The sequence below is a fragment of the Armatimonadota bacterium genome, from assembly GCA_013314775.1.
GTDB lineage: Bacteria > Armatimonadota > Zipacnadia > Zipacnadales > JABUFB01 > JABUFB01.
Genome location: JABUFB010000002.1, coordinates 42,425 through 53,864 on the forward strand (window position 1 = coordinate 42,425; position 11,440 = coordinate 53,864).

Genomic DNA, 11,440 nt, shown 5'->3' on the forward strand with positions numbered 1-11,440 from the left:
CCTCCTGTAGGTAGTTGGTTTGTTCCGGCCTGTCCAGTGACCAGCGTCTGAGACCCCCCGGGCCAGGGCCCGCAACCGCCTCTACCCGGGCACCTCGGCCATGTAAATGTTGCATGTTCCACCCTTGTCCGAAGTGAAGAGCACCCAGCGGTCGTCGGGCGAGAAGATGGGGTGCGGGTGGCTGATCTGGGTCTTCCAGGAGGTATCGTGGCGGCACAGACGGCGCACCCGGCAGTAGCCCTCCTCGTGGGTGATCAGCCCCATCCAGTTGCCACCGTCGGTGTCTTCAGGGCCGAAGAACGCGCCATCGCCTACCACCAGAGTGTTGTCGCTGTTACTCTGAATATGAGAGGCTCGGCGTCCTCCCGGCCACAAGAACTGGCGGATCCAGGTGCCATCCGGCCGGATGAAGCAGTCAAAAGCCAGCGTTTCACCCATAGATTTCACCGTGCACTGGAAGCCAACTTCGCCATTCTGCGTGAAGTACTCGTGCCCCACGGACTCATTGTTATGCTGCGGGTAGAGTTTGTGTGCCTGGGCTGGGGTCTCGCCCACGCGCACGGTCCACATGCGCTGCTCCACGTGCCCCCAGCTTCCCTCGTGGCAGAACAAGATGAAGTCCGGGTCGGTGGGATGGATACACACGTGGCTGATCCAGGCGTGCTCGCCCCACGTCGCCAGCGCCTTGCCCGAATCGGTCTCAAGCCGCATGATCACGCAGGCCGGGCGCCGGAAGAAAGTCTCGTGCATGGTGCTGTAGATGACGCCCGTGTCGGTGCTTGTGGGCGTGTGCTCGCAGTACGCAAGGGCGATGTGACTGCCGTTGGCGGTGATCGTGGGCAGCGCCAGCGAGAACCCCTCGGGACATGTGTACAGCAGGTCCTCTTCGAGAGTGTCCAAGCGCACGGAACACACTTCGCGGTCAGTGATGAAGTAGGCGATGGGTTTCTCGCCGTGGACGCAACCCAGTTGCGCCTTGATTCTCGGGCGGTCGGTAAGCTGCACGATCTTTCCCGAAGACAGTTCCAGCATGTGCACCTGGGGCGATCCGCTGCGTTCGGAACCGAAGATGATGCTCTCGCCGCCCGCGGCGAAGCTGGTTGCGGTAAAGTACAGGTGGTGATCGTGGGCATCGCTGCCCGTGAGCCTGCGCACGCGCACGCCGGTGTCCGGCTCGATGTACTCCTGAATCTCGGACGCCCAGGTATCGCCTTTAGCCATCGCCCGGCTCCTCCGATGTGTCTGCGGTCAGGTCGAAGTCCTCGCGACTGCGCGTGATCTCGACCTCAGTATAGTCGATCAGCCCGGCCAGTGGCACGCTGTGCTTACGGACGCGCACCGTAACCTGTTCCACAGGGAACTCGGCCAGAATGGCTCTTGCGGTGCTGTGCGCCAGAGCCTCCAGCAACATGAACTTGCGGCGGCTCTGGATGCGCTCGATCAACGCGTACACGGCGCCATAATCCACGGTGCGCGACAGGTCATCGGTTTCCCCCGCGGGGGCGAGATCAAGCGCGAGTTCCACGTCGAAAGAGAATCGGCCACCCAAGGCCCGTTCCGAGGGGTCCACGCCGTGGTGTCCGTAGAAGCTCATGTTCACGATGCGGATACGGTCATCGCTGGCGGGCAAAGGAACCACTCCTGCCGGCTGGAAGGCTGTTGCGGAAAGTCCTGGCAAGACGGGTCGGGGGGACCGACCACCAGGGCTGCGGCGCTGCACCGAAAGGTTGCAGTCTGCGGGCCTTGCTAACCCTCGAGTTTGACGCCCAATTCTTCGACGGTAAACAGCGAGACCAACTCGAAGCCCTCGCTCTCGATGTTCTCGCGCGCACCCTGTAGGCGGTCAACCATGGCGATGACCTTGACGATTGCCACGTCTCGCTCGCGCTCCACGGCCTCGATGGCTTTGAGGGTCATGCCGCCTGTGGTCACGGTATCCTCGAGCATGACCACCCGGTCGCCGTCGCGCAAGGGCCCGGCAACCTGGTCGCCCATGCCCCGGTCCTTACGCTCCTTGCGGACGATGAACCCGCGCAGGGGTATCCCGAGGGATCCCGCGACGGCAATGGTTCCACCGACGATGGGGTCTGCGCCGAGAGTCATGCCCCCCACCGCGTCGATGGCATCATCGCGGATCTCGTCAAGAATAAGATGGGCCAGACAGTAGAGCCCCTCGCTGTCGAGGGTTGCTTGCTTGCCGTCAATGAAGTAGTTACTGCGCTGGCCGGACGCCAAGGTGAAGTCGCCGAAGGCGAGGCATTGCTCTCTGATGATATCCGCGAGGCGGGAACGTACCTGCTGGATGTCAGGCGCTGCCTGAGACATAGTGAATCGGGTCTCCGTCGGTATCGGTGAACTCAGTTGTTCGCGCGCAGCTGCACCATTTGCTGCAGGACGCCCACGGTCTGTGGCGCGGTGAGAAGGTCTCGGATGGCGTACCAGTCCAGCGGCTTGTCGGACGGCTGCCAGCCGGATTCGCGGATGAGCCCGGCGCTCTGCAGGATGCGCGAAGCGACAATGAACCACTCCGCGTCCCACTGCTCGCGAGACATCCGGTAGACTGAGACCAATTCTTCCTTCACGCGCTCCACTGCCGCCTGGAACCCCGGCCCTTCGGGCTCCATGTATTTCTCCAGGAACTTCTCGGTGCGCTCGGTGCGGGTGCCATAGAACTCGGGGCGGTTCACCATGCGCAGGGATTCGGCGAGGGCCGCGGCATCACTGAGCATCTCGGCTTCGCGCAACTGCTGGAAGGCGTCCGTTGCACCTGCGACCTGGGGTGGAACGCGCCAGTCCACGAAGGACGCTTGCTGGGCAGTCAACTGTCGGCGGACGGCCTCCACGAGAGGAACCATGGCGGCGTCCAGGGCTGAACGCGTCGCATCCAATCTGGAGCGAGTGTCCACGATCAGCCTGTTGGCCTCGGAGGTAATGGGTCGTGCGGCCACCAGGTAGGGCAGCACCCCGGACAGCGGCTGCGCGACCGCCGAGAGGACGTCCATTCTCATCCCATCGTTGGTGGACACTTCGGTGGCGGCCTGCTGGGCGATCGCCAGCAGGAGGTTGGCCTGCTGCACCGAGATGCCCAGGTCGTTCAGCAGCGAAACGATGCGAGCACTCTCGAGCGCATTCTGCAGTTCGTCGGGAGCCGGTTCTTCACCGGGAGGGAGGGCTTCGGTGGCTGTGCCGAGAATCTTCAGGTAGGCCAGGGTCCGCGGGTCGCGCAACCAGTTCCCGAGGTCCTCGTAACGGACCGGTTTCACCACCGCATCATCGGTGATCTTGAGGTACTGGCGGATCTGGTCGGGCAGACTCGGCCTTGCTGCGGCGTAATCGGCATCGGCAAGCCCATAAATCTGGTCGAGCAGTGCCAGAATCGCCCGATGCAACTGCGCCGTGTCGGCGCCTTCCGGGACAGGGACCTTGCGCGCGATGACTGCTGCCGCTGCCTGCCGGATCATCTGGTACTCATCGGGCATCAATGTGCGCTGGGCGTCGAGTTGTCGGACGATGTAGTCGGCAAGGCTTGGCGCGCCGCCGTAGAATGCCGTGGCCTCTCGGCGAAGGGCGGCGTCCTCGGCAGTCTCGACGAGCTGCAGTTGCTCCGGGGCAAGCAGGGCGAGAAACGCTTCCCGGGCCCCCAGTTCGGCCGCCTGAACCGCCTGGTCGCTGGTCTGGGCCTGGGATGCGGCGGTCATGGCCTGCGCCTGGGCGTTGGCTTCGGGCTCCGTTCCGGCCAGCCACGCATTGATAACGGCGGTGATGACCTGCCAGCTCTGCTGCCAGATCTGCGCGCGTGTGGTGCGGCGCGCGGAGACCTGCGCCTGGAGTTGTTCGAGTTGGGGCACGATCGCGGCGACCTGTTGCGAGGTCAGACCCAGGTCGGAGACTACTGTGAGGATGGTCACGTCACGCCAGATGAGGTCCGCTCCAGCTTGCCCGGAGACGGGTGCCGGACCGGCCGGCAGCGCTGGTCCGCCCGGGGTCTGGGCTGGCTGTCCGGGAACTGCCGGCGGGGGAGGCAGGGGCTGGCCCCAGGCTACTGTCGCCAGGGACATCGTACAGAGAATCCACGGCAGCAGACGGGGCATCCTGGTCATCACAATCATCGCTTTCCAGGGGCTCTGAACGGCCACTTCGCTCCCGTGAGGAGTGTAGCACAGCGCTGTTCTCAGCGTCAATTCGAGCGCCGCACGGGCAATACGATCAAGGAGCGTCTGGCGCGATCAAGGATACCCGCGAAGGGAGCCGGCCAAATGTACACGATTACCATCGCAGCCGTACTGCTCGCAATCGCCTGTGGCGCCGCTGCGCAGGGCTTCGTGACCCTTGAAGACGGCAAGCTCATGCTGGATGGGCGCGAGTATCGGGCCATTGGTGTGAACGTGCCGCACTTGTCCCAGGGCTACAACGGCACCTGGCACCATTGGCGCGAGATATACGGCTCTCGTGAGAAGATGCGCGAGGCCATCGTCGAGGCAATCCTGGACGCGCAGCGTAACAGGATCGCCTTCATTCGGTTTTTCGGCGGCCCCGGTTACCCGAAGGGCACCGCGGAGCTGTACCTGAAAGACCGCGCGGAGTACTGGCGACAGATGGACGAGCTCTTCGCGCTGTGCAGGGAGCATAACGTGAAGCTGGTGCCGTCGCTCAATATCCTGAAATGGCACGCGGACTGCCGGGAACTGGTGACGGCGGTGCTGGACCCGGATTCGAAGACCTACGCGGCCACCTATGGCTACGTGGAGGAGTTCGTCACCCGCTATAGGGACGATCCCACCGTGCTCATGTGGGAGCTTGAGAATGAGGTGTTCCTGCGTTCCGATGTGGAGATGGAAGGTCGCCCGGCTCTGCCGAAGGGCGTTTACCCCGAGGGCACCGAAGGCATCCGAGAACGTTACAGCATGGACGACAGCCTGCGGTTCGAGATGATCCTGCAACTGTATCGCGACATGACCGCGTTCATCAAGCGCCTGGACCCGAACCACCTCGTCACCAGCGGCGATGCCGGGCCGCGCGCGGAGAGCATGTGCCGGCGGCTCACCTTTCCCCATTTCAAGTGGCGCAATGACACGATCCGCGAGCATCTTTCCAACCTGCTGGAGAGCCAGCCGGAGCCCCTGGACGTGTTCAGCATCCACGTCTACGGGAACTTCACGTCAACGGAGAAGGTGGGCGGGCTATCACCCCTGGACTTCCTGCGCTGCCGGGTCCGGGCGATCCATGCCGCGCAGGCGCCGGTGTTCATCGGCGAACTGGGGCAGACTAACCCCAACCTGCCCGACGACCCGGAAGCGAAATGGGTGCGCGCCGCAATCGATGTCCTTGAGGAGGAGAATGTCGCGCTGGCGGCGCTGTGGGTCTGGCATTTTCCATGGCAGGACAAGGACTTCAACATCCCCGAGGGTGCGGCCCAGCCGCTCCTGATGGAACGCGTTCAGCGGTTCAACCAGGATCACGCGGGGCTCTGAGCGCGCCGTCAGGCCCCCCAGCAGGCGCCGGGATGATCCTGGAAAATCTTCCCGAAGAAAAGCTGAAAGCCATGAAGGTGAAATCTGTGTGTCTGTCGAAAAAACGTCTTGTCTCACCAAATCCTCTGTGGCGAAAGGAGATCGGTCGTATGCGCAGGCACGGTTTCACCCTGATCGAGTTGCTTGTTGTTATCGCGATCATCGCGATCCTGGCGGCCATTCTGTTCCCCGTGTTCGCCAGAGCTAGAGAAAAGGCGCGACAGGCCAGTTGTTCCTCGAACATCAAGCAGATCTGCACGGCATGGCAGATGTACGCCCAGGACTACGATGAGCGCGCCGTACCAAGTAATGCAAGCGTAAACGGCGCCGGCGGTCATTCCCGTCTGTGGACAGCAAGTTTCCTCATGCCCTACGTCAAGAACCGGCAACTGTGGGAATGTCCTTCGTACGACAACATAGTCAATCCGGGCTCGTGCGAAGAGCGCACCCGCGGCGGCATCGGCTACACCTGGTCCTGGACCCCCATCGAGGGCCCAGGCGGCGACGTGGGCTGGATCTCATTTAAGAAGCTCTCCAGACTGCAGCGCCCCGCGGAGTTCATCATCTTCGGTGATGCAACCTGCATGGGCTTCGGACCTTACAACAATGGCGACTTCAATGCCTGGAAGACGGGTTCCTGGCCGGCAAGCTGGATCCACAATGAAGGCTGCAACATGGGTTTCGCCGATGGCCATGTGAAGTGGGGCAAGCCCAACAGTATTCAGCACAATCAGCTTTGCCGCGTCTCCGGCATGCCCGATCCGTGATCGATACCTGATTGCGATGCTCTGCCATCAACACAGACCCCGCGCGTGACCGCGCGGGGTCTGTGTCTTGCAACGATCGTAACCGACTGTTGCGGAATATGTGCGGAGTGGGTATGATAGACACGGGGGAGTACAGAACATTTGCGACATGAAAGGAGATCGGCTGCATGCGCAAACATGGTTTTACGCTGATCGAGTTGTTGGTCGTCATCGCGATCATTGCGATCCTCGCGGCAATCCTGTTTCCAGTGTTTGCCAGAGCCCGTGAGAAAGCCCGCATGGCATCTTGCCAATCCAACCTGAAGCAGATCGGCGTCGCTGTCATGATGTACGTCCAGGACTATGACGAGCGCTTTACCCACGGCTGGCCCAGCCCATCCTGGTCAAGCTATATCCACCGTTACAATCCCTACATCAAGAACATGCAGCTCTGGCAATGCCCGTCGCAGGATGGCAGCACGGCATGCAGTTGCGGCTATCCCGGCGGCACCGGTGATGCGCAGTATGTCCCGGCCAACTATGGGTTCAACCCCTACACGACCCGCAATTGGTATGCGGACATGAACGGCAAGAAGATTTCCTCCATCGCGTCCCCGGCGGAAGTCATCCTGTGCGGTGACATGCGCCGCTCGTGGATACATTTCTCCGCCTGGTGCCGCGGCGACGGCAAGGGTACGCGCGCCTGCGATCCAGGCATCGCCAACATCCACAACGAGTTCGGCAACTTCGCCTTTATGGACGGCCACGTCAAGGCCGAAAAGGTTCCGGCCAGCGTGCCCAACACTCCGAACAACGGGGACCCGTGGCTGCGCAAGTGGGACCCGGACAACCAGTGGTGGGACACCTCAGGCTCCTAAGACGGCAACACGAGACTGCGTAACATCGGCGGCCGGGACCCTTTGTCTCGGCCGCCGACTTCTTTCTGGGGCAGGTTTGGCAGGCCTCACAGGGGAACTGCTTCCAACGGACCGCAGAGGCGTACCGGGAGGTGCGGAACCTGAGAAAACTGCTGATTGTCACCCTTTTCACAGGCGCACTGGGAGGATTGTGGATGTCTGCAAGCGCACGAGACCTGCCGCCGATGTTCGCCCCGCCCGGCATGAACACCAACGACAACTGGTTCGCGGTGGATGGGGAAGTCACCCACGCTTTCTTCCTCCAGCGGCCCTGGCATGGTGGCGATGCGGCCACCGGCTTCCCCAACGTGGGGCACGCCACCTCGCGCGACCTGTGGCATTGGGAAGACCACGGCACGGCGCTGTTCCCGATCAGGGGCAGCTGGAACGACATCTCCATCGCCACCGGAAGTATCGCCCGGCACGACGGCAAGTGGTGGATGGCGTACACCGGGCGGGGATCAAAGGTCTCCGGGGTGGGCATGGCGGTGAGCGACGATCTGTTCCGCTGGGAGAAGGTCGGCGACGGTCCTGTGGTTCCCTGCGCCCAGGTGTACGAAGCCGACTGGGGTGGCAGGCCGGTACGCTGGGTCTTCCTGGCCGATCCGTACCTGTACCCTGAGCCGGTGGACGGCTGGTACTGGATGGCGCTGAACTCCTGCGACGTGGATGCACCGGTCCCCGAGGCCGGCTGCGTCACCCTCATGCGGTCGCGCGACATGATGAACTGGGAATCGGCGGCAGTGATGGCCTACCCGAAGTGGTTCGAGCGCCTGGAGACGCCCCAGATGTGGGAGCATGCCGGCCGGTGGTATCTGTACTTTGGGGGCGCCCATGACGAAGGTATCCCCGCGGTCTACAGCGAGATGACGGGCATCACCCGGATACCTGCGCGGATCAACGCGGTCTTTGTCGGCGACAGGCTCGAAGGCCCGTACCGGCCGGCTGGAGACTGGAAGCTGGATATCCCGGGCGCGCCGTGGTGGTACATTGCCAAAGTGCTTCCCGGCCCGGGCGGACGCGAGGCGATGATCGTCACCGCGCAGGGCAGGATTTCGTGGCCCTACGCGGTGAGTTACGCGGAAGACGGGTCCGTGGTTGTGGATGGAACGCTGCCTTACCCAGAGCGGGACTGATCAAGGGCCGATGGTGACGAAGATGCGGCCGGGGCCTTGCAGCGATACGAAGTCCACCTCGGCCACCCAGTAAGGCGCTCCTTGGCTCCACGCCGGGTCCTCACGAACCGGCGGCAGGTCAGCCTGCGCGACGACGGTTGTTCCCGCCACCACGTCCCCCGGGTCGGCGGCAAGCACGCCCTCGCGGTACTGCATAGGCAGACGGAAGGTTACGCGGACATTCCCAAGGGGGGTGTCCGGGTTCGTTTTCAGGGAAAGAGTAACCCGGCTGTCCTCGGGCTGCGGGTTGAGACGCACCGCGAGACCTGGGAATTCTGCGGGTGTAGCGAACTGATCGGGATCCGCCGGGCTTGTCACGTGGTCCACCCGAGTTGGCACACCGTGGCCCTGGGAATGGGGCAGGTTCACCACGCACCGTCCGTCAGCTTGACGGACTGCCACGGGCCGGCCGTCCACGACGCAACTGACCAACCCAACGTCCTTGATCACCCACGTTAGCGGCACATTGTCGCCCAGTTCCGCCGGCTCCGGGCGGTGCAGGATGAACCGTCGCACCCGCCCGTCCTGAGCTCCTGGAACCGGCTCAAGCCGCGCACTGCGTACCTGGCGGTGATAGGCGGCATATTCGTTCTGATTGCAGTACCACCAGTCGGATTTTCCACTCAGTTCAGCCAGAAGCGTATCCAGCTTGTTCAACTCTTCAGCCGGCTGCCAGGCGTGGACACCCAGCGATATGCACCGGGACGACTGCGCGTAGGCGCTCTCGAACTGGAAGACCTTATTCAGGCGCTCGCGAAAGGTGTCGGCATCCACCACCCGGTCGCCCGGAACGACCTGCAGGACCGTGGAGAACTCACCCTCAGCCAGGAAGGGGTTCTTCCGGGCGAAGTCGAGATACACGCTGTGGTGGTAGCCCGAGCGCTGCAGCGCCAGCGTGGTTGCTTCGAATGCCAGCGGGTTCGCGTCGCTCTTGTACTGGCCGAAGGGGAAAGCGAAGGAGTTCATGGGCCCGTCGACCTGCGCTTCGCGCTCGATGCGGTTGGCCATGATCTCCCAGAACGCCACATTGGGCGCCACTTCCGGCAGCTTCGGGTGGCTCTGGGTATGCCCGCCGATGGAGAACCCGTCCTGCATGAGCCGCAGGGCAAAGTCCCTCCCGTACCGGCCCTGATCATCGGTCTTGTTCAGATAGAAGGTGCCCTTGAGGCCGAACTTCGCCATGTGTTCGCGCATGTTCAGGCTATTGGGCTGGTTGTCGTCCCATCGCGCCGACAGCGCCCATCTGCGGTCGTCATAGACCTGCGCGAATCGCAGCGTCTCCTCGTGCGCGCCCATTGCTTCCCGGGCGTCCTGCTCGGAGGCGAAAGTCAGGGTTACCGTCTGCATGTAGGTTCGGATAGGAATGCTCACGGGTTCGGCGAAGACTAGCCTGGACATCAACGCCATCCCAATCGCGAGACACAGCCACGCACCGAAAGTGCTGCGCCTTCTGTGTTTGGAACTCCAATTCACTGGTAGACCTCCAGTTCGGCGACGGACATCTGCGCTCCGGGCTGGTTGGGGCCGTCTGGCTTGATGGAGCGCACGCGGACGTAGCGCGCGGTAACCGGCTCGAAGGTGGCTTCGAATGGCGAGCCGTCGTGATCGGATTTCGCAGCAACGGTCTGCCAGTTTCGCCGGTCCGCGGACAGCTGGAAGTCGAACTGTGTGGCGTACCCACTACCGAAAGTGATTTTGATCCGGCGAACGGGGACGGTGTCCACAAGGTCGACTTCGTATGTCCAGGGCCATTCGCCGCCTGCGAGGGCTACCGTGCGCAAGTTGCCGTCCACGCCCAGACGCGGGAAGGCTGTGCCGCCGTTCACAAGCAGTTCATGGGTCCCGTCGAGACTCAGCAGCAGCGACTGCTTGCGGTATGCAATATTTCCGGGCGGGATCGGCGGCTTGGCGACACCGGTGTTCAGTTCGCGGCGCACAGCCTTGAGCATTTCGATCTGCGACTGGTCCAGCGAGCCGTCGCGGAACAGCATGACATCAATGGACACCACGCCGCCGCGCCGCACCACCTCGAACACATAGTCCGCCAGTTCCTGCTTGGAGTACTTGGTTCCCGGCTGGCCCCAGCTTGGGCCGAGGAAGGACAGAATATGCCACTGTTCGCCGTCCAACCAGCGGCTTGAGGGCATGTCGAAGAAGGAGTTCTGCTCGCCGCAGGTGTAGTCCTCATGCTTCGTATAAGACATGACGACCGGGTCCACGCCGCGGTTGAAGGCGATGATCCGGTTGGGATTGCCGGCCTTGAGTGCGTCCGCGAAGACCGCCAGCTTCTCGTCGTCATACCCGATGAAGGGATACGCGCCGTCCACCCACCAGCCCACTACCTTGTCTCCGTAGCGCTCGCCGTACTCGCGCGCTACACTGGCCCATTTCTCGACGAACTCCATGGTGACCGGCTGCTGCCAGCCGAAAGCCTTCGCGCCCTGCGGATCGGCTCGCGGCCCGTCACCGGTCCAGTAGAGCATCAGCGGGATCCCGCGCTTGCGCAGAGAGGCGTAGAGATCCTCCACCAGGTCCCGGGTGGCGCATGCCTCTCCCGGCTTGTAGCCGGTGATCTCATCGAAGGTGGCGTTCGGGGCGATCAGGTGGCGCGTGACCTGAAGCATCGTGAAGATCACGTATCCCGCGCCGACTTCGGCCATTGTGTCGGCGAAGCGCTCGGTGTCGAACTCGCGCACGCACTCGTCCCACGATGTCTCCTTGCCGAAGCTGTGCAGGGAGCCGGCGCTATTCTGCAGGCCCACGAGATAGTGAACGAACACCCCACAGCCTGCCTTCTGGAACCAGTCGGTGTTCGGGTTCATGGGATCAGCCTTTGTGGGTGAGATGAGCAGTCCGGCAAAGCAGGCGAGGACAGCGATGATGTTGACGCGACGCATGGTGAATTCCTCCCCGCAGGCATGGGCACGTCCGACCGACAGTGCATTATAGGCGATGGTGCAGTCTCCAAGGAAGACAGAGGACAGAGGCGGGCGAGAGGGTACATTCCGCGCAGACAGCCAGGTACGCCCCGGTGGGGGCGCGACCACTCTCCCAGACTGTCTCCCCCAACGAAAAGACTCGCTCCCTGGGCT

At 62.9% G+C, this 11,440-nt stretch carries 9 protein-coding genes and 1 pseudogene; 4 read left to right on the forward strand and 6 right to left on the reverse strand.

The window, feature by feature from the left end; all coding sequences use genetic code 11:
• Window positions 1–81: 81 nt before the first annotated feature.
• The 4 genes from HPY44_01565 to HPY44_01580 all read right to left on the reverse strand — a co-directional run bounded on the left by HPY44_01565 (window position 82) and on the right by HPY44_01580 (window position 4,058).
• Complete coding sequence (locus HPY44_01565; GenBank protein NSW54676.1) at window positions 82–1,221, reverse strand: PD40 domain-containing protein; 1,140 nt, start codon at window positions 1,219–1,221, stop codon at window positions 82–84.
• Window positions 1,214–1,630 carry a dihydroneopterin aldolase gene (gene folB / locus HPY44_01570; protein NSW54677.1) on the reverse strand — a complete coding sequence of 139 codons (417 nt, stop codon included), beginning with the start codon at window positions 1,628–1,630 and terminating at the stop codon, window positions 1,214–1,216. The genes HPY44_01565 and folB overlap by 8 nt, the downstream gene beginning before the upstream one ends.
• Window positions 1,631–1,746: 116 nt before the next feature.
• Window positions 1,747–2,325 carry an orotate phosphoribosyltransferase gene (gene pyrE, locus HPY44_01575; GenBank protein NSW54678.1) on the reverse strand — a complete coding sequence of 193 codons (579 nt, stop codon included), beginning with the start codon at window positions 2,323–2,325 and terminating at the stop codon, window positions 1,747–1,749.
• A 32-nt stretch (window positions 2,326–2,357) separates the two neighbouring features.
• Window positions 2,358–4,058 (reverse strand): hypothetical protein, encoded by a 1,701-nt coding sequence (locus tag HPY44_01580; protein ID NSW54679.1) that lies wholly within the window; start codon window positions 4,056–4,058, stop codon window positions 2,358–2,360.
• A gap of 198 nt (window positions 4,059–4,256) precedes the next feature.
• Between HPY44_01580 and HPY44_01585 the strand changes: the two genes are divergently transcribed.
• The 4 genes and pseudogenes from HPY44_01585 to HPY44_01600 all read left to right on the forward strand — a co-directional run bounded on the left by HPY44_01585 (window position 4,257) and on the right by HPY44_01600 (window position 8,309).
• Complete coding sequence (locus tag HPY44_01585; protein NSW54680.1) at window positions 4,257–5,471, forward strand: cellulase family glycosylhydrolase; 1,215 nt, start codon at window positions 4,257–4,259, stop codon at window positions 5,469–5,471.
• A gap of 149 nt (window positions 5,472–5,620) precedes the next feature.
• Entirely contained in the window at window positions 5,621–6,277 is a 657-nt protein-coding gene (locus HPY44_01590; GenBank protein ID NSW54681.1) for a DUF1559 domain-containing protein, read from the forward strand.
• A gap of 167 nt (window positions 6,278–6,444) precedes the next feature.
• Window positions 6,445–6,630: pseudogene (locus HPY44_01595) on the forward strand (prepilin-type N-terminal cleavage/methylation domain-containing protein).
• A gap of 698 nt (window positions 6,631–7,328) precedes the next feature.
• Window positions 7,329–8,309: a hypothetical protein gene (locus HPY44_01600; protein ID NSW54682.1), complete on the forward strand. Its 981-nt coding sequence runs from the start codon at window positions 7,329–7,331 to the stop codon at window positions 8,307–8,309.
• Here the strand turns inward: HPY44_01600 and HPY44_01605 are convergent, their stop codons facing one another.
• Together HPY44_01605 and HPY44_01610 are read right to left on the reverse strand one after the other, a co-directional pair.
• Complete coding sequence (locus HPY44_01605) at window positions 8,310–9,746, reverse strand: polysaccharide deacetylase family protein (GenBank protein ID NSW54683.1); 1,437 nt, start codon at window positions 9,744–9,746, stop codon at window positions 8,310–8,312.
• A gap of 71 nt (window positions 9,747–9,817) precedes the next feature.
• Window positions 9,818–11,245, reverse strand: a complete 1,428-nt coding sequence (locus HPY44_01610; GenBank protein ID NSW54684.1) for an alpha-L-fucosidase — start codon at window positions 11,243–11,245, stop codon at window positions 9,818–9,820.
• Window positions 11,246–11,440: the final 195 nt, after the last annotated feature.